The organism is Rhodobacter sp. NSM, from assembly GCF_052244495.1.
Taxonomy (GTDB): Bacteria; Pseudomonadota; Alphaproteobacteria; order Rhodobacterales; family Rhodobacteraceae; genus Cereibacter_A.
The window spans coordinates 160348-178418 of record NZ_JBQPXH010000005.1 but is presented as its reverse complement, the minus strand read 5'-3'; the positions used below and the strand labels follow the sequence as shown (position 1 = coordinate 178418).

13 protein-coding genes are annotated in these 18071 nt (G+C 67.9%); 5 read left to right on the top strand and 8 right to left on the bottom strand.

The genetic code is table 11. From position 1 onward, the window contains the following. Window positions 1-6: 6 nt before the first annotated feature. The 4 genes from ACTVZP_RS12460 to ACTVZP_RS12445 all read right to left on the bottom strand — a co-directional run bounded on the left by ACTVZP_RS12460 (window position 7) and on the right by ACTVZP_RS12445 (window position 6912). The gene (locus tag ACTVZP_RS12460) at window positions 7-651 is read right to left on the bottom strand and encodes a TetR/AcrR family transcriptional regulator (RefSeq protein ID WP_443212466.1); all 645 of its coding nucleotides are present in this window, start codon (window positions 649-651) and stop codon (window positions 7-9) included. Between the two features lie 25 nt (window positions 652-676). Further along, the gene (locus ACTVZP_RS12455) at window positions 677-3796 is read right to left on the bottom strand and encodes an efflux RND transporter permease subunit (protein WP_443212465.1); all 3120 of its coding nucleotides are present in this window, start codon (window positions 3794-3796) and stop codon (window positions 677-679) included. A 16-nt stretch (window positions 3797-3812) separates the two neighbouring features. Next, window positions 3813-4979: an efflux RND transporter periplasmic adaptor subunit gene (locus ACTVZP_RS12450; protein WP_443212464.1), complete on the bottom strand. Its 1167-nt coding sequence runs from the start codon at window positions 4977-4979 to the stop codon at window positions 3813-3815. 97 nt (window positions 4980-5076) lie between these two features. Continuing rightward, the gene (locus ACTVZP_RS12445) at window positions 5077-6912 is read right to left on the bottom strand and encodes a sigma-54-dependent Fis family transcriptional regulator (protein WP_443212463.1); all 1836 of its coding nucleotides are present in this window, start codon (window positions 6910-6912) and stop codon (window positions 5077-5079) included. A gap of 265 nt (window positions 6913-7177) precedes the next feature. Between ACTVZP_RS12445 and ACTVZP_RS12440 the strand changes: the two genes are divergently transcribed. The 3 genes from ACTVZP_RS12440 to ACTVZP_RS12430 all read left to right on the top strand — a co-directional run bounded on the left by ACTVZP_RS12440 (window position 7178) and on the right by ACTVZP_RS12430 (window position 12015). Continuing rightward, window positions 7178-8980 (top strand): NAD(P)-binding domain-containing protein, encoded by a 1803-nt coding sequence (locus ACTVZP_RS12440; RefSeq protein ID WP_443212462.1) that lies wholly within the window; start codon window positions 7178-7180, stop codon window positions 8978-8980. A gap of 509 nt (window positions 8981-9489) precedes the next feature. Further along, on the top strand, window positions 9490-10317 hold the full coding sequence (locus ACTVZP_RS12435) for a helix-turn-helix transcriptional regulator (RefSeq protein WP_443212461.1): 828 nt from the start codon (window positions 9490-9492) through the stop codon (window positions 10315-10317). Window positions 10318-10509: 192 nt separating this feature from the next. Then, window positions 10510-12015: a lipopolysaccharide biosynthesis protein gene (locus ACTVZP_RS12430; protein ID WP_443212460.1), complete on the top strand. Its 1506-nt coding sequence runs from the start codon at window positions 10510-10512 to the stop codon at window positions 12013-12015. A gap of 312 nt (window positions 12016-12327) precedes the next feature. Here the strand turns inward: ACTVZP_RS12430 and ACTVZP_RS12425 are convergent, their stop codons facing one another. The 4 genes from ACTVZP_RS12425 to ACTVZP_RS12410 all read right to left on the bottom strand — a co-directional run bounded on the left by ACTVZP_RS12425 (window position 12328) and on the right by ACTVZP_RS12410 (window position 15040). Next, complete coding sequence (locus tag ACTVZP_RS12425) at window positions 12328-12801, bottom strand: low molecular weight protein-tyrosine-phosphatase (RefSeq protein ID WP_443212459.1); 474 nt, start codon at window positions 12799-12801, stop codon at window positions 12328-12330. A 113-nt stretch (window positions 12802-12914) separates the two neighbouring features. Next, window positions 12915-13577, bottom strand: a complete 663-nt coding sequence (locus tag ACTVZP_RS12420; protein WP_443212605.1) for a rhomboid family intramembrane serine protease — start codon at window positions 13575-13577, stop codon at window positions 12915-12917. Between the two features lie 155 nt (window positions 13578-13732). Then, on the bottom strand, window positions 13733-14650 hold the full coding sequence (locus tag ACTVZP_RS12415; RefSeq protein ID WP_443212458.1) for a porin: 918 nt from the start codon (window positions 14648-14650) through the stop codon (window positions 13733-13735). A 216-nt stretch (window positions 14651-14866) separates the two neighbouring features. Beyond that, entirely contained in the window at window positions 14867-15040 is a 174-nt protein-coding gene (locus tag ACTVZP_RS12410; RefSeq protein ID WP_443212457.1) for a YdcH family protein, read from the bottom strand. 202 nt (window positions 15041-15242) lie between these two features. Here ACTVZP_RS12410 and ACTVZP_RS12405 point away from each other — a divergent pair, with 202 nt between their 5' ends. Next, complete coding sequence (locus tag ACTVZP_RS12405; RefSeq protein ID WP_443212456.1) at window positions 15243-15920, top strand: DUF2306 domain-containing protein; 678 nt, start codon at window positions 15243-15245, stop codon at window positions 15918-15920. A gap of 239 nt (window positions 15921-16159) precedes the next feature. Continuing rightward, window positions 16160-17938: an SLC13 family permease gene (locus ACTVZP_RS12400; protein WP_443212455.1), complete on the top strand. Its 1779-nt coding sequence runs from the start codon at window positions 16160-16162 to the stop codon at window positions 17936-17938. Window positions 17939-18071 lie beyond the last annotated feature (133 nt).

Here is an 18071-nt window from a genome sequence, read left to right as displayed (position 1 = left end):
GCCGCCTTATTCCGGCAGCCCGAGGGTCGGCCCGACAAGGTCCAGCAGAGCCGACACGCGCCTGTCGAGATCCGTCTCGTCGGGCGGCGCCGACTCTGCATGGGTCAGGCGACGGAAGAGCTGGCGGTTGAGCGCTGCGCCGATGAGGGTCGTGCCGAGCCAGTCGGGATCGTTGCAGCGGATACGGCCCTCCGAGGCAAGCGCCGCGATGCGACGCGTGAAGGCCGCACTCAGCCCGCCCATCGCGTTCCCGTAGAAGAGCCGCGAGACCTCGGGCGCGACGGTCGCCTCGGCCACCGCGAGGCGGGTCAGCGCCACCTGCGCCGGGCTCAGGAGGAATCGCAGGATCTCGACCAGCGAGCGATGCAGGATCTCTCGTGCGGTGCCCGGCGGCTCGGGATCGGCGAGCACAGCCATCAGCGGCCCGGCGTCATAGGCTTTCAGGATCGCGACCAGCACGGCCAGCTTGTCGGGAAAGAACTGGTAGAGCGTCCGCTTCGACATGCCGGCAGCGCAGGCGATCCGGTCCATCGTAGTGCCGGAATAGCCGTGGCAGACGAAGACCTGCTCGGCCGCCCGCAGGATCTGGCAGGTCCGCTCGGCGCAGCTCAGCACCGGCGGCCTGCCGATCTTCGGTTTCTCCTCGGTCATCCTGCACGTCCCTCGCCTGGGGGCCTCAGGTCGTCGCGACCGCCGGCGCGGTCTTGCGGCGGCGGAAGAGGCCGTTCACGAGAACGAAGAACACAGGGACGAAAATGATCCCGAGAACCGTGCCGGTGATCGTGCCGCCGAGGATGCCGTCGCCGATGGCGCGACGCGCCCCCGCCCCCGCGCCCGTGGACAGGACGAGCGGCACCACACCCAGGGAAAAGGCAAGCGAGGTCATGAGGATCGGGCGGAACCGCAGCAGCGCCGCGTGGCGGATCGCCTCGAGCAGCGGTTCGCCCTGTGCAAGGCGACTGCGCGCGAACTCGACGATCATGATGCCGTTCTTGCCCGTCAGGCCCACCACGGTCAGAAGCCCGACCTGGAAATAGACCCCGTTCGCCTGCTGGCCCGCCCAGGCGCCGATCAGCGCCCCGAGGATGCCCACCGGCATGGCGAGCAGGACCGCGATGGGCACCGACCAACTCTCGTAGAGCGCGGCGAGGCAGAGGAACACCGCGCCCACCGACAGCAGGAAGAGAAGGCTCGCCTGATCCCCCGCCTCGCGCTCCTCGAGCGAGAGACCGGTCCATTCCAGCGCGAAGCCCGGCGGCAGCTGCGCGGCCAGCCGCTCCATCTCGGCCATGGCCTCGCCCGAGGAGACGCCGGGCACCGGCTGGCCCTGGATCTCCATCGCGCGGACGGCATTGTAGCGCGAGACTTGCTGCGGCCCGTAGAACCACGTCTGGTCGGCGAAGGTCGAGAGCGACACGAACTCCCCGTCCTGGTTCGGGATCCGCCAGAGCTCCAGATCGTCGGGATCGGTCCTCGCCCAGGGCTCGCCCTGGACGTAGACGCGCTTCACCCGACCCTGATCGAGGAAGTCGTTGACATAGGCCCCCGCCCAGGCGGTGTTGAGGAAATCCCCCACCTGCGCCGCGGTCACGCCCACGGCCCCGGCCTTGCGCCAGTCGATGTCGAGACGGAACTGCGAGGCATCCTCGACCCCGTTCGGGCGGACCGACGCGAGGATCGGGCTCTGCGAGGCAAGGCCCAGCAGCATGTTGCGCGCGTCGAGGAGTTCCTCATGGCTCTGCCCCTGACGCGCCTGCAGGAACAGCGTGAATCCGTTGGAGTTTCCGAGTTCGATCACCGGCGGCGGCACGATGGGGAAGACCATCGCGTCACGGATGCCCATGAAGGCTGGAAAGGCGCGCCCGGCCATGGCCGCGACGCTCTGGCCCGGGTCCGGTCGCTCTTCCCAGGGCTTCAGCCGCACGAAGACGATGCCCATGTTCTGCCCCTGCCCCGCGAAGGAGAAGCCGTTCACCCCGAAGACGGAGGTCACGTTCTCGCTCTCCTGCTCGAGCCAGTAGTCCTCGACCTGCTTGATCACCGCGAGCGTCCGCTCGGCCGTGGCACCCGAAGGGGTCTGGATGAGCGTGATGAGCACGCCCTGGTCCTCGTCGGGCAGGAAGGCCGTGGGCGTGCGCTGGAAGAGGCCCACCATCCCCGCCACGATCAGCCCGAAGAAGACCATCATCAGCACGGGCCGACGCACGACGCGCGAGACGAGCCCGCCATAGCCGCGGGTCGTCGCCTCGAAGCCGCGGTTGAACCAGCCCACCGGGCCGCGCCGGGCCGCATGGTGGTTGCGCTTGAGGATGGTCGCGCAAAGGGCCGGCGTCAGCGTCAGCGCCACCAGCACCGACAGCGCCATGGCCGAGACGATGGTGATGGAGAACTGCTTGTAGATCTCGCCCGTCGAGCCGCCGAAGAAGGCCATGGGCACGAAGACGGCCGACAGCACCATGGCGATGGCCACCAGCGCGCCCGAGATCTCGCCCATGCTCTTGCGGGTGGCGGCAACGGGGTCGAGCCCCTCCTGCTCCATGATCCGCTCGACGTTCTCGACCACGACGATGGCGTCGTCGACAAGGAGGCCGATGGCGAGCACCATCGCGAGCATGGTGAGCGTGTTGATCGAGAAGCCGAGCGCCGCCATCACGCCGAAGGTGCCGAGCAGCACGACCGGCACCGCCAGCGTCGGGATCAGGGTTGCACGGAAGTTCTGCAGGAACAGAAGCATGACGAGCACCACGAGGATGATCGCCTCGATCAGCGTCTTGACCACCTCCTCGATCGAGATCCGCACGAAGGGCGTCGTGTCATAGGGCACCTCGTAGGTCATGCCCTCGGGGAAGAAGGCCGCCAGTTCGTCGAGCCGCGCCCGCACCACATCGGCCGTGTCGAGTGCGTTCGCGCCCGAGGCGAGCTGGATCGCCATGCCCGAGGCCGGGCTGCGGCTGTAGCGGCCGTCGATCTCGTAACTCTGCGCTCCGAGTTCGACCCGCGCCACGTCACGCAGCAGGACGAGCCCCCCGTCGGTCTCGGCCCGCAGCACGATCTGCTCGAAATCCTCCGGCGTCTGCAGCAGCGACTGGGCGGTGATCGTGGCCTGAAGCTGCTGGCCCTCGGGCGCGGGGCGCGCACCGAAGGATCCCGCCGAGATCTGCGCGTTCTGCGCCGAGACGGCGTCGGTCACGTCAGAGGGCGAGAGGTCGTAGGCATTGAGCTTGTTCGGGTCGAGCCAGATCCGCATCGCATGCTGCGAACCGAAGACCTGCACCGAACCCACGCCCGGCAGTCGGCTGATGCTCTCGACCATGTTCGAGGACATGTAGTCCGCAAGCTCCGATGCCGAATAGGCGCCGTCGGTCGAGGTCATGGCAATGACCATGAGGAAGCCCGCCGAGGATTTCCGTACCGTCACGCCCTGACGCACCACCGCCTGCGGCAGGAGCGCCTGCGCCTGGCCGAGCTTGTTCTGCACCTGCACCTGCGCGATGTCGGGATCGGTGCCGAGTTCGAAGGTCAGGGTGATCTGCGCGACGCCCGTCGAGGTCGAGGAGGAGCGGATGTAGCGCAGGCCGTCGAGGCCGGTCATCTCGCGCTCGATCACCTGGGTCACCGTGTCCGTCACGGTTTCGGCCGAGGCGCCCGGATAGGTCGCGTTGATCACCACCGCCGGCGGGGCGATCGACGGATACTGCGACACGGGAAGCCGCAGGATCGAGAGGACCCCGAGCGCCATGATCACGATGGCGATCACCCAGGCGAAGACCGGGCGGTCGATGAAGAAGCGTCCCATTGCGGTGTCCTGCCCCTCAGTTCGCGGCTGCGGCCGCAACAGCCGGGGCGGGCGCTGCAGCCTGTCCCTCGGGCGCGACCACTGCGCCAATGGCGGTCTTCTGGAACCCCGCGACCATCACGCGATCGCCGGTCGCGAGGCCCTTCGTGACCACCCAACGGTCACCGTCGGACTTCACGATCTCGACCGTGCGCGCTTCGACCCGGTTCTCTTCATTCACCAGCCACACGGCAGGAACGCCATGCCGGTCGCGCACCACCGCCTGGTGCGGAACCGCCACTGCGCTGTCGGCCCGCGCCACCGGAAGTTCGACCTGCACATACATTCCGGGCAGCAGGATCCTCTGCGGATTGGGGAAATGGATCCGGAGCGTCACCATGCCCGTCGTCGGCTGCACCTGCGGTTCGGCTGCGGCAAGGCGGCCCTTCAGGGCGTAGCGGCTGCTGTCGGCGAGGATCAGGGCCACGTTCTGCTCCGAGCGGCCAATGACATTCCGGCCGGTGCGGCTGCGCCATTTCAGGAGGTCGGTCGCCGATTGCGTCACATCCACATGCACGCGGTCGAGGTTGCGGATCGTGGTGAGCGGCGATTCCTGCCCCTCGGCCACGAGCGCGCCGGTCGTCGTCTGCGACAGGCCGATCGTGCCCGCGATCGGCGCGACGATCGTGGTGCGGTTGAGGTTGATCTCGGCCGTGCGCAGCTCGGCCCGGGCCATCTGGAGCGCGGCGGCGGCTGCGTCGCGGGTGGCGACGGCCGTGTCGAGCCGCTGCTCGCTGCCGGCATTGTTGCCGAAGAGCTCCTCGGCCCGGCGCGCGTCCTTCTCGGCCGAGCGCAGTGTCGCCTCGGCCTGCGCCACGGCGGCGCGGGCAGCGGCGACCGCTGCGACATACATGTCGTCCTCGATCTTGTAGAGCGGCTGGCCCGCCTCGACCTCGGTGCCCTCCTCGAACAGCCGTTCGCGGATGATGCCGTTCACCTGCGGCCGCACCTCCGCCACTTCCGCGGCCGTCACCCGCCCGGGAAGGATCGAGACGATGGGATAATCCTGTTCGGAGAGCGTGACGACCGTGACCGGCGACGGCGGGCGCTCGCCTCCGGCCGGACCCTGGGCCCAGCCGGTAGAGGCGGCGCTTCCCGCAAGCAGCAGGACCGCGAGGGCGAACGAATGACGGGAGAGGGACACGGACGGACTCCATCGGCTGCGGATGGATGTTTAGGAAACGATCCGGTTTCCAAAGTCAAGCGTCCAGCCGCGGGGTTCCCTCAAAAGCCAGTGCATTTCATCGCACCATGCCCATCCGCCGGATCTGGCGATGAATTGTCGAGCGGTTCACGCCCAGCCGTCGTGCGGCTTCCGAGACGTTGCCGCCGCTCTGGCGCAGCACCTGCGCGAGCACTGCCCCTGCTGCCTGCGGCCGCTCGTGGAAGCTGCGTGCGGCGTCCCGGAACGGCTCCGGCATGTCCTCGAGATCGACCTGCGCCGAGGTGGCCGTGGCGCGGAGCCCTTGAACCAGATGGTCGAGTTCACGCAGGTTGCCCGGCCAGCCATGGGAGGCGAGCGCAGCCAATGCCTCGGCCGTCGGAACGAGAGGCCGCTCGCCCGAGGCCAGCATGCGTTCGGCGAGCCAGAGCCGGTCCTGCCGGTCGCGCAGGGCAGGCAGCCTCAGTCGCGCCCCTGCCAGCCGGTGGAGGAGGTCCGGCCTCAGCTGCGCTGCGCCTCGCGTCAGTGTGGTCGAGATGAGCCTCAGATCCACCGGCACCGGCCGCAGCGCACCCACCGGCAGATAGCTTCCCTCGGCCGCGAGCCGCAGGAGGCGCGCCTGTGTCCGCGGCGGCAGGTCCTCGATCTTGTCCAGCACGAGCGTGCCGCGGTGCGCGGTCGCGATCAGCCCCTCTTCCTGCCGGCGTCCGCTCTGGCGACCGAAGAGCAGCGCCTCGTCCTCGCCGATCTCCGCGCAGCGGACGACGGTGAAGGGTCCACCGCGGCCAGCGTCGTGGATGGCGCGCGCGAGCGTCATCTTGCCGGTGCCGGTCTCCCCCTCGATCAGGATTGGCAGCCGCCGGGAAGCGAGCGCCGCGGCCGTCCGAACCAGTGCGGCCATCGCCGGATCCTCGCCGGCCAGCGCCCGCAGCGCGGGCGGAAGAGTCGCTGGTGCCGACGAAGGCCGCGGCGGCGCCCGGCGCGGCTCGATGGCATGCGCAAAGAGCCGATGTCCGTCGCGGGTCTCGATGAACCGCTCCGACGCCGGGCGCTGGCGCATGAGGTCGTCGAGACGGTCCACCCGCACGTTCAGGAAATCCGAGACCGGGCGTCCGATCAGCCGTGCCGCAGCACGCCAGTCCTGCCCCGCGGCCCTCGCGAAGATGCGCGCCGCCCCGTGCGTCAGCCCCAGCACCCGCCCCGAACCGTCGAGCGACAGTGCGGCCTCGGGATCCACGTCCAGGAAGTCCGGCGATCCCGCGAGGCGCAGCACCCACTCGTGCCGGTTCTCGGCCATGAGGTTCGCCATCTCGATCCGCCGCGCGGCCGAGGTCACAAGGTTCAGCGCGAGCGACTGGCTCGCCTTCGCCACCGGCGAGGAGAGCAGCGAGATGTCGAGCACGGCCGTGAGCCGCCCGCGGGTGTCGTAGATCGGGGCCGCCGTGCAGGAGAGGCCGGTATGCGTGGCGTCGAAGTGATCGGTCTGGTGGATCACGAGCGGTTCGCCCGTCTCGATGCAGGCGCCGAGCGCACAAGTTCCGGCACGGGCCTCGGACCATTCGGCCCCCATGTAGAGACCACTCCGGCGCAGGTCCTGCTTCTGGGCCGCGTCGCCGAGATACTCGACCGTCACCCCTGCCCGGTCGGCAAGCAGAAGGACGTAATTCTGCCCGGCCACGAGGGCGTAGAGGCTCTCGATCCCCGACCGTGCGATGGAGATCAGCGCTTCGGACCGCTGGCGGTGCTCGCGGAGCGCGGTCTCTGGCAGGATGAAGGCTTCGGCCCGCGCCGTGGGATTGAGACGGTGCTGGTTGAGGCAACGCAGCCAGCTTTCCACCACCACCCTGTCGCGCGCCGGCGGTCGCCCCTCGGCCACGGCCTCGATCTCGCGCAGATGGCTGAGCTCGTGATCCATGCCGCTCCCCGTTCTCTTGCTCCGCATGACCGTTTCGCGGACCAACCGACGTCCGCCCCCCTTCGGCGCGAGGATGCTAGCGCGTCGCCAGACATCACAAAATGAGGCTTTAGGCTCGGACCCGGCGCCAGGGCTGCAACACCTGTTGCATGCCGTGCGACAGGTGCCGCCGCCAAGTGCCTGAAATCCGGTGCCCGAGAATCCGCATTTTGCGTCGTCGCCTCCGCGGCGGAGGCTGTTGTCCGGAGGAAGAAGGGAGACACACATGCTCGATCAAAGTGAAAGCCTCGAACTCGCCGCTCTCGTGGCGAAGCTCGAGAAGGCCCTCGTGGCGCAGGATGCGGAAGCGGTCGCGGACTGCTTCCTCGAGACCGGGTTCTGGCGCGACCTCGCGGCCTTCACCTGGAACATCAAGACCTGCGAGGGCAAGGACCGGATCCGCGAGATGGCCTCGGCGCAGCTGGCAGCCATCGCGCCCCGGGCCCTGTCGCTGGACCCGGCGGAGATGGTGACGGCGGCCGACGGCGTGACCGAGGGCTGGCTTGCCTTCGAGACGGCCGCGGGGCGCGGCATGGGGCATGTCCGGATGAAGGACGGCAAGGTCTGGACGCTTCTGACGGCTCTCCACGAGCTGAAGGGCCACGAGGAGCCGCGCCGCATCCGCCGGCCGATGGGGGCCGAGCATGGCCACGATCCCAACCGCAAGACCTGGAAGGAGAAGCGCGAGGAAGAGGCGAAGCGGCTGGGCTACGAGGAGCAGCCCTATGTGCTGATCATCGGCGGCGGCCAGGGCGGTATTGCGCTTGGCGCGCGGCTACGGCAACTGGGCGTGCCCACGATCATCGTCGAGAAGAACGAGCGGCCGGGCGACAGCTGGCGGCGGCGCTACAAGTCGCTCTGCCTGCACGATCCGGTCTGGTACGACCACCTGCCCTACATCCCGTTCCCGGACAACTGGCCGGTCTTCGCGCCCAAGGACAAGATCGGCGACTGGCTCGAGATGTATACGAAGGTGATGGAGCTGAACTACTGGTCCTCCACCACGGCGAAATCCGCGCGCTACGATGAGGCCACGAAGGAATGGACGGTGGTGGTCGACCGCAACGGTGAGGAGGTCGTGCTGCGCCCCAAGCAGCTCGTGCTCGCCACGGGCATGTCGGGCAAGGCCAACGTGCCGGTCATCCCCGGCCAGGACATCTTCAAGGGGGAGCAGCAGCATTCCAGCCAGCACCCCGGCCCGGATGCCTACCGCGGCAAGAAGGTGGTGGTGATCGGCTCGAACAACTCGGCGCACGACATCTGCGCGGCGCTGTGGGAAGGCGGAGCGGACGTCACGATGGTCCAGCGCTCTTCGACCCATATCGTCAAGTCGGACAGCCTGATGGAGGTCTGCCTCTCGGGTCTCTATTCCGAGCAGGCGCTGGCCAACGGCATCGACCACGAAAAGGCAGACATGGTCTTCGCGTCGGTGCCCTATCGGATCATGCACGAGTTCCACATCCCGCAGTACGAGGAGATCCAGCGCCGCGACGCGGAGTTCTACGCGGCTCTGGGCAGGGCGGGCTTCATGCTGGATTTCGGCGACGACGGCTCGGGCCTCTTCATGAAGTATCTCCGGCGCGGTTCGGGCTACTACATCGACGTCGGCGCCTGCGATCTGGTGATCGACGGGTCGATCAAGCTGAAGTCGGGGTCCGATGTCAGTCACCTGACCGAAACCGCCGTCGTGCTGAAGGACGGCACCGAGCTTCCCGCCGATCTCGTCGTCTATGCGACGGGCTACGGCTCGATGAACGGCTGGGCGGCGGACCTGATCAGCCAGGAGGTGGCGGACAAGGTCGGCAAGTGCTGGGGTCTCGGATCGGACACGACCAAGGACCCTGGTCCGTGGGAGGGTGAACAGCGCAACATGTGGAAGCCGACGATGCAGGAGGGGCTCTGGTTCCATGGAGGCAACCTGCACCAGTCGCGGCACTATTCGCGCTATCTGTCGCTGCAACTGAAGGCGCGGCAGGCCGGGATCGACACGCCGGTCTGGGGCCTCGAGCCTCCGAACCACCTGCGTTAGGGCGAGCGGCGGGCCGCAGCTCCCCGGCTCCGCCCGCCCGTCACGGCGGCGCCCGCACTGCTGCGGGCGTCGCACCCGCCGACCGCCGTCAGACGGCAATGAAGATCCCTCGATCACACTGACCGATTCTGCGGGGCCTCTCCGTGCAAGAATTTTCGCAGGCTGCGGCGGCCTCTTGCCGAGACGCGTTTCGAGAATGAGCGCGTGGAGGCCCCATGGGTCCGCCGCCGTCCCGGACATCAGGATCGGCACCCGTTTCCCGCCCGATGCAGGAGTGAGCCGCTTTACGGCTTCAGGTTGCGCGAACGCGGGCGAAACGATTACTCCCGCGTGCAGGCCCGGTCTTTTTCGACAGTATCACGCGACCGATTGTTGACTTCGCCCTTGCGGCATTGAAACCTGCCTAACAGATGGGGCAAGAGGTTATACGGATTATCGACATAGCCTAAAGTATGGAATTTCCCATCGCTGGCCATTTTACGCCGACGACTTCAGGAGAACGCATTTTCATGACGAAACATTGGAAAATCGGAACCGCCGCCGAACGCCGACCCGCCGTGGTTCATGTCGCCGTGGTCGATGCCATGACCGACTTCTGCGAGGCCCTTCGCGGACGCCAGAGCCTGGCAGAGGCACTCGCCCAACTCGTGCGCAGTGTCGGCGCCGAATGCGGCATGATCGTGCGCTCCCTCGCCGACGGGACGCAGCAGCGGGTGGCCATGCATGACGAGCGCCGCGGAGCGCCGGTTCGGCCGCTCGTGCTCTCCTATGGCGAAGGCCAGTTTGGCGACGCGTTCCGCCGGGCCTCGGCTGGCAGTCTCTGGCTAGGCTCTTCCGCCGAGGGCGACGGGGCCCTCGCCGACTGGCAGGGCGCGCGGCGGATGAAGGAATTCGTGGCCCTGGTCCTTTCCGCCGGACCCTCGGCGCGGGATCATGTCGAACTGCATTTCCGGCAGGATCTGATGCCCGAACTGCAGGCCGCGATCGAGGCGGTCCTGCCCATGCTCGCGCGCTCCTGGGCCAACCGCCAGAGCGGCATCGTCACCCGCGCGATCGCAGGCCACCGCAACCGCGCCGATGTTGCCGCCGGCAGGCCGATCCTGAGCGAGGCGAACCCGATGCACCTCAGCCGCGCCGAGTTCCGCGTCTGCCTCCTGCTCAGCCGGGGTCTCTCGGTCGAGGGCGCGTCGGCCGAGTTGGGCCTCGCACGGTCAACCGTGCGGTCGCACTTGCGGAGCATCTACTCGAAGACCGGCACATCGTCGCTGGCGGAGTTGGTCCTGCGCCTCATGGAGGATGCGTCCCCGGAACCTCAGATCGAGCTTCGGCGGGCCTGACGCGAACCCCATCCTGATCAGGCGCGGCCGCAGGAGTGCGCCGCGCCGATCTCGCAGGGATGATCGGCCGCGGCGCGGAGCGTGAAGCTTGCGTTCGCGGCCCTGGTCCGAAAAGGCTTGCCGCGGGACTGCGGGCGAGGTCTGCTGATCCCGCCGCGCTGCCGCCCCCCCATCGTGACGGAGATTTCCGACGTGACTTCCGATTCCAGCGCCTTCGACCCGCCTGAAGGCGTTCTCCGAGCGACCGCGAGCCGGGGGGCCGTCGTCACCGTCATCTCCCAGGCGGCGCTGATGCTCACACAGATCGGATCCGTCGTGATCCTGTCGCGCCTGTTGTCGCCCGAGGACTTCGGCCTCGTGGCCATGTGCACTCCGGTCATCGCCCTTCTTATGATGCTGCAGGATTTCGGGCTGCTCGCAGCCACCGTGCAGAAGAAGGGCCTGAAGGACGAGGAAGTCAATTTCCTGTTCTGGATCAACGTGGCGCTCAGCTTTTCGCTGACCGTCCTGCTGCTCGTGACCTCGCCCCTCGTCGCGATGTTCTACCACGAGCCGCGCGTCGGCCCGCTGATCGCTGCCCTGTCGGTCACGATCGCGCTGAACGGCCTCGGCGCCCAGCACGGCGCCTTGCTCATCCGGCGCATGCAATATGTGCGGCTGGGCGTCATCCAGGTGGCCGGCGCGGTCTGCTCGCTCGCGGCGGCCGCGCTCTGGGGATGGATCCATCCGAGCCCCTGGGCGCTCTTTGGAGGTGCGCTCGTCGGAACCATCGTGCCCACCGTCGGCATGTGGCTCGGCTCGCGCTGGCGGCCGGGCCTGCCCCGGCGGATCGAGGGCTGGCGGCCGCTCCTGAACTTCGGCGCGGGCGTTACCGGGTTCAACTTCGCCAACTTCTTCTCGATGAACGTCGACAAGGTGGTGATCGGGCGCGCCTTCGGGGGCGAGTCGCTGGGCTATTACGACCGGGCCTTCAAGCTCGTGCTGATGCCGGCAAACTCCATCTTCAACCCGCTGGCGCGGGTGATGGTGCCCGCCCTCTCGCGACTTCAGGATGAGCCGGACCGCTATCGCAGCGCCTTCGTCCGCGTCGCAGGGCTGCTTCTTTTCCTGCTGCTGCCCATGATGGCCTGTGCCGCAGCCTTTGCCGACGTCGTGATCCCGCTCGCCTTCGGCGGGAACTGGGACGGGAGCGTCGCGATCTTCACGGCCCTCGGCATCGCGGGACTGGTGCAGCCACTGAACAACATCGCAGGGTGGCTGTTCCTGAGCCAGGGCCGCTCGAAGGACTTCTTCCACTCGGGCCTGATCCACGCCTTCTTCGCCGGTGCGGCCGTGCTGGCTGGCCTTCCGTTCGGGCTGATCGGTGTGGTGGTGGCCGTCGCGGTTGCCGAATACCTGAAGGTGCCCGCCATCTGGGGGCTGACCTGCCGGAGCGGGCCGATCCGGCTCGTCGACATGCTGCGCGGGGTCGGACCGCTGGTCGTGTCGGTCCATCTGGTCATGGCGATCCTGTGGTTCGTGAAGCCACACCTTCCGGGATCCGGGTTCATCGCGCTGGTGCAGGGCGGCCTTCTCGCCTATGCGCTGACCGCGCTCATGATCTCGCTCACACCCTCGGGGCGCGAGACGCTGCGCGAGGGCCTGCGCGTCGCGTCGGAGAAGCTGCCCCTCCGCCGTCGCGTGACGGCGGACGCCTGAGGCGCTGCGATCTTCGGCCCGCGCCGGGGCGCCGCTCCACGAGGCCCCGGCAAGCCACTACCGAAGAGCGTCGGCTGCACCGGAGCCGGTCAGAGCTGGCAGATGCCGCGCCGGCTCGCCGCTCCCGCCTCGGGCTGACCGTGGTCCGCATGGACTTCGGCAGGAGGTGTGGTGAAAGGCGTGAGGGATCCACCTCGGCGTGCCGTCCATCGGCAAACGTGAGGCGCAGCACCTTGGACAGGTCGCCGCCGCGCAGCGGCTCGACGTGCAGGACCTCGACCCCGAAAAGCTCCGGCGCGTCGGCGGCGCTCGTCAGGCAGGATCCAGCAGCCGGGCGAGCAGACCATCCGCCCCGGCGGTCACATCCGACCATGTTCTGAGAAAGCCCTCGGGACCGCCGTAATAGGGATCGGCCACCGCCTGGCCCGAGCGTCCCGGCACATGGTCCATAAGAAGCGACAGCCGCGCACGCGCGCCTTGCGGACGAAGCTGCCGCAAGGCCGCGAGATTTTCGAGATCGAGCGCCACGATATGGTCGAACCGGTCGAAGTCGCGCCGCACGACCTGCCTCGCACGATAATGGCCGATGTCGATGCCGTTCTCCTGCGCCACATGTTGCGCCCGAGGATCGGGCGCCTCGCCCGCGTGCCATCCGCCGACCCCCGCGCTGTCCACCTCGACCCGGATCCCGCGTTCGTCGGCAGCCGCGCGGAACGCGGCTTCGGCCAGGGGCGATCGGCAGATGTTGCCAAGGCAGACGAAGAGGACAGCGGGCGGCTGGGACATGGAAACTCCGATCAAACTCGCCGGAGTCTAGGATGAAGATGCAGCCCGCTCAAGTGGTTGCCCCGTCGCAGAGATTGGGGACCGTGTGGCACGGGCTACGGGACACGCTCGTCTCACCTCAGGCGGCAGAAGGTGAAGGCTGCGGCCCATCCCATGAGGTAGCCGCCCAGATGCGCTTCCCAGGCAAGCCCGCCCTGCAGAAAGACGAAGAGCACCACGTTGATGAGGACGAGGCCGAGCACCGTTCCGAGAACCGGGCGCGGGGACAGTCCGCGCTCGCGCCGGCGCTGGAAGTCCCATGCGTTCCAGAGTCCGAAGAAGCCGAAGGCGGCACCCGACGCCCCGATCATTGGTCCGTTCGTCATCGAGATCAGGCCGAAGGCCGCCCCGCCGGCGATGGCCGAGAGCAGGAACAACAGTAGGGTCCGCGCTCCGCCCACGCGCTCTCCGATTGCCTTGCCGAGAGACAGCAGGATCACGCCGTTCATCACCATGTGCAGCAGGTTCGCATGGAGGAAGGCGTGGCTGACGAACATGACCTCGCGCTGGAAGGGGTAGAGCTCCCCCGCTCCGGCGGCCAGGATCGGCGGCCAGAATGCGCCGAGCAGGATGGCCATGGTGCGCAGGCGGGCGTCTCCGAGCCAGCCTGCATCCGCTGCCGTCAGCAGCAGTTCGATGACGGCGATCACGCCCACCAGCGCCCAGACGTAGCCGGGCGCGCCGGTGGTCGAGGTCGGGAAGGATCGGCCGAGGCGTCGGTTCGAGGAATGTGGCATTCGCAAGAGATAGGCTTCCGCACCGCCACCGCCAGTGGCGGCGGTGGCAGCTTCGGGGGGTCTGCATTGAACGAAGGCCGCCATCGCAGGACCCGCCTTGACCAAGGCGGGCCCTGCTGTCCGCCGCGGCGTGGCAGCGCCCTCGCGGAACCCGATCAGAAAGCCGAGAAGTCGGCCGAGGTGATCGCGCTGTGGCGGGGGTTCAGCACCGAGTCCGCCACGCTGTTCATCGGAACCGAGAAGCCACGGGCACCGAGCGGAATGCTCAGCCCGAGGCGCAGGCTCGTGGCGTCTCCGTCCGCGCCCGCGATCTCGAGTTCGGACCGCGCCACCTCGAGCGAGACCGAGGCATTTGTGTGCATGACGTCCGACAGGTCGTAGGCGACGCCGATCCCAAGGGTGGTGAGATCCGCATCGATCAGGTCGAGCGAGGCCCCGCTGATCCCTCCGAACAGAGTCCAGCCTGGCTGCACCGCGTAGGAGCCGGCGAGTCCGATGAAGTCGAAGTCGACGTCCCCGAGCCCGTCCACCGAGATGGTCGTCCGCTGGGCGCTCGCGCCGACGGTGGCGCCGCCGAGGCCGCTGTAGCGGAAGGTCGCGCCGAAGTCGGTCACGTCCACGCCGTCCGGCAGCTCGTCGCCCGTGTCGCTTTCGCCGTAGAAGCCCGTGATCTGCGACCCCTCGGACTGATAGCCGGCCATCAGGCCGTAGGAGCGAATGGTCGCGTCGCCCAAATCCTCGAGATCGATCCGCGCCTGCTCACCATAGAGGCCGAGCGTCGCCCCGTTCTGGAAGCCGTAGCCGCCGTAGAGGCCGGCGAAGCTCTGCGTCACGTCCTCGGACACGTCCTCGATGTCGGTCGTGGCGCCCGAGAGATCGACGCCGAAGCGCAGCCCGTTGTCCAGAGCGAGGCCGAAGCGGCCGTCGAGGCTCAGGGTATTCATGTCGGCATCGGTGCCCGACAGATCGGTCATCCCGTAGCCCAGCGTTACCGCACCTTCGACCGTCTGCGCCGCGCCGGAAAGAGGCAGAATCGCAATGGCGGCCGAGATGAGGAGTGCTTGATTATTCATTGTTCTGCTTCCGGTTCTTGCCTGCCCGGGAGGGATAAGGGCGGCCGGAAACCGGATCAATTGCCGAAGGTCCCGGCCTGCCGTCGATGTGGCAGCATGATCACACTATCGGACGCGAGGGCAACACAGCCTCGCGCGTTCACGCGCGGCGGGCGCAAACGGAAAGGGCCCCGTGCGGCATGTCCGACCGGGGCCCTGTCGTCGAAGCACGGGATGTCAGTCGGTCGTCGCCTGAAGCCGGGCAATCTCGTCCTTGAGGTGCAGCTTCTCTTTCTTCATGGCCTGGATCTCAAGATCATCGACGCCATGATCGCGCGCCGCCGCAGTTATCGCCTCGTCGAGATCGTCATGGCGCCGCTGCAGCGTGGAAAGATGGGTTTCGACTGTCATGGTGACTTCTCCTTGAACCGGGCCTTTCTTCTGACGTGGGTGCTCACCGGCGTTCCACAAGGGGAGAAACGCCTTCTTTCGCGGCCGAAGGTGCGACAACTTGGCCATGCCGGAAACAGCCGTGCCGCGGATGCACTGGCCGATGCCCGCGCCGCGCCTATCTCCTGCGACAACGCCCTGCCAGCCGGGGCCGGAGGTGCCGGTGAGACTTCTTCTTTCCGTTCTGGGTGTCCTGTCCGTGGCGCTTCTGGTGCTGGGAGTCTGGTGGTTCGTCGAGCATTCGGTCGCGCGCGGGCTGAGCCTGACCGCTGCAACCGAGCAGTCGGAGTCGCGTCTCTTCCACCGGGATGCCATGGCGGCGACCTTCGCGATCTACGGCCACATGGTGCTGGGGGGCCTGCTGACCCTGCTCGCCCCGCTCCAACTGCTGGCGCCGGTCCGGCGCTGGTGGCCGCGGCTTCACCATGTCCTCGGTTATTCGGTGGCAGCGCTCGCGCTTGCGACCGGAGCGGGAGGTCTGGTCTACATCGCTCTCGAGGGCACGATCGGCGGGCCGCTGATGAGCCTCGGCTTCGGGCTCTATGGCCTCCTCCTGATACTGGCCGCGATCCGCACGGTGCAACTGGCCCGCAGACGGGATCCCGCGCACCGGGCATGGGCAGGGCGACTGGTGATCCTTGCACTCGGCTCGTGGTTCTTCCGCATGCAATACGGTCTCTGGCATGCCTTCACCGGCGGTATCGCCACGGCCGACGACTTCAGCGGCCTCTTCGACCGGATCCAGGTCTTCGCCTTCTACCTGCCCCATCTCGCGATCTTCGAACTGGTCCGGCTGCTCTGGCGGCCACGGCGACGGCAGGCCGTCCTGTCCTCAGCCTGACCGGAGATCCGAAACCGCCTCGCCGGTCCGGATCCGCGCGGGAAGCGGCGGTTCCACGCGGCGCAGGCATGTGTCGTCATCAGGTGGAACTACAGGAGAATCATGTTGCCTTGCGCCGCGGGACGGAGGATTTGTCCGCTCATGCGGTCCTTCCGCACAGGCGACCCCGTTTCCGATGCCGAGCGCCGGCGGCGAGCGACGGGCACAGGCCTGCACCTGACCCCGAACCCGAGGCCTTCATGCTCTCACTCCATCTCGATCCCGCGACCGCGCCCTGGGCTGCGATCGTGGTCATCCTCGCGATGCTGGTGCTCTTCGTGCTCGAGACGGTTCCCGTCGAGGTGACGGCCATCTCCGGCGCGACGGTGATGGTTCTGCTCGGGCTCCTGCCGCAGGACGAGGTTCTGGACATCCTGTCCAACGCCGCGCCCTGGACCATCGCCGCCATGTTCGTGATCGTCGGTTCGCTCGTCAGGACGGGGGCACTCGACTGGGTGACGCGACTAGCCACGCGGCACGTCGGCCTCCGGCCGGTGACGACGGTCGCGGTTCTGGGCGTCGGCATCGTCGGAATGTCCGCGGTCGTGAACAACACGCCCATCGTCGTCGTCTTCCTGCCGGTCTTCATCCAGCTTGCCGCAGAGATGGGAACTTCGCCCTCCAAGCTCCTTATCCCGCTATCCTATCTCTCGATCATGGGTGGGACGATCACGCTTCTGGGAACCTCGACCAACCTCGTCGTGGACGGGGTCGCCCGCGCGAACGGTCTCGAACCCTTCGGGATCTTCGACATCACGCCGGTGGGCCTGCCGCTTGCCGTGGTGGGGATGCTCTACCTCGCGGTTCTGGGGCCGAGGCTGCTGCCGTCCCGGACATCCATGGCCGGGATGCTGACCGGCAGACGGAGGATGAAGTTCTTCACCGAAGTGGCTGTCCCGGAAGGATCCCTGCTGATCGGCCGCTCGCTCGATCAGGTCGAGATCTTCCGGCGCAGCGACGTGCAGGTGATCGACGTCCTGCGCGGCGACGCCTCGCTGCGCCGCGCACTGGCGGCGGTGGAACTGGCGGCCGGCGACCGGATCGTGCTGCGCTCGCCCATGGGCGAGATCCTGACCCTGCAGGACCATCGCGACCTCAATCTGGTGGATCGGCTCGCCTCGGTTCAGACGCAGACGGTCGAGGTCCTCATCACGCCGGGCTGCCGCATGGTCGGCCGGTCGCTGGGCGAGTTGCGCCTGCGCCGGCGCTACGGCGTCTATCCGCTTGCCGTGCATCGCAGGAACCGGAACCTGGGGCGGCAGATGGACGACGTGGTCGTGGCCGTGGGCGATACGTTGCTGCTCGAGGGCTCCACGGACGACATCCGGCGGCTGGCGCAGGACATGGACCTCGCGGATCTTTCGCATCCGCAGGAGCGCGCCTTCCGCCGCAAGCGTGCACCCATCGCCGTGGCGGTGCTGGCGTCAATCATCCTGCTGTCGTCCTTCGACGTGGCGCCGATCGAGATTCTCGCGTTTCTGGGTGTGGCGGTGGTGCTCGTCGCCCGCTGCATCGACTCGGAGGAGGCCTTCTCCTCGATCGACGGCCGGCTGATGGCGATGCTCTTCGGCATGATCGCGGTAGGCGCGGGGCTAGAGCATTCCGGCGCAGTCGAACTGATCGTGGGATGGGCGGAGCCCTGGCTCTCGGGCATGGCGCCCTGGCTGCTGGTCTTCTGTGTCTTCGCCCTCACGTCCCTTCTGACCGAGCTTCTGTCGAACAACGCCGTGGCTGTGGTGGTCACGCCGGTTGCAATCGGACTGGCCGAGCGGCTCGGCGTCGATCCGCGCCCGCTGCTCGTCACGGTGATGATGGGCGCATCCTTCGGCTTCGCGACGCCCATCGGCTATCAGTGCAACCTGCTGGTCTACGGTCCCGGCGGCTACACCTTCGGCGATTTCCTCCGCGTGGGCGTTCCGCTCAACCTGCTGATGGGCGTAGCCGCTGCCGTGGTCATTCCGCTGGTCTACGGCCTCTGACGCAAGCTCACGGCACCTCCGGCGATGTCGGAGGATATGTCCGTCCCGCCGCGTCGTGCGGCGGCGTCGGCACGTCCGCGATGCGCGTGGCGGCAGCCGGATCGGCCGGGGTACGGCAGATGTCCCAGTCATC

What these genes read in the sequence shown, in the direction of transcription:
- ACTVZP_RS12425 (WP_443212459.1), bottom strand. Translation starts at nt 12,801, where the DNA reads ATGTCCCAGCCGCCCGCTGTCCTCTTCGTCTGCCTTGGCAACATCTGC.
- ACTVZP_RS12440 (WP_443212462.1), top strand. Translation starts at nt 7,178, where the DNA reads ATGCTCGATCAAAGTGAAAGCCTCGAACTCGCCGCTCTCGTGGCGAAG.
- ACTVZP_RS12435 (WP_443212461.1), top strand. Translation starts at nt 9,490, where the DNA reads ATGACGAAACATTGGAAAATCGGAACCGCCGCCGAACGCCGACCCGCC.
- ACTVZP_RS12420 (WP_443212605.1), bottom strand. Translation starts at nt 13,577, where the DNA reads ATGCCACATTCCTCGAACCGACGCCTCGGCCGATCCTTCCCGACCTCG.
- ACTVZP_RS12455 (WP_443212465.1), bottom strand. Translation starts at nt 3,796, where the DNA reads ATGGGACGCTTCTTCATCGACCGCCCGGTCTTCGCCTGGGTGATCGCC.
- ACTVZP_RS12460 (WP_443212466.1), bottom strand. Translation starts at nt 651, where the DNA reads ATGACCGAGGAGAAACCGAAGATCGGCAGGCCGCCGGTGCTGAGCTGC.
- ACTVZP_RS12415 (WP_443212458.1), bottom strand. Translation starts at nt 14,650, where the DNA reads ATGAATAATCAAGCACTCCTCATCTCGGCCGCCATTGCGATTCTGCCT.
- ACTVZP_RS12445 (WP_443212463.1), bottom strand. Translation starts at nt 6,912, where the DNA reads ATGGATCACGAGCTCAGCCATCTGCGCGAGATCGAGGCCGTGGCCGAG.
- ACTVZP_RS12400 (WP_443212455.1), top strand. Translation starts at nt 16,160, where the DNA reads ATGCTCTCACTCCATCTCGATCCCGCGACCGCGCCCTGGGCTGCGATC.
- ACTVZP_RS12410 (WP_443212457.1), bottom strand. Translation starts at nt 15,040, where the DNA reads ATGACAGTCGAAACCCATCTTTCCACGCTGCAGCGGCGCCATGACGAT.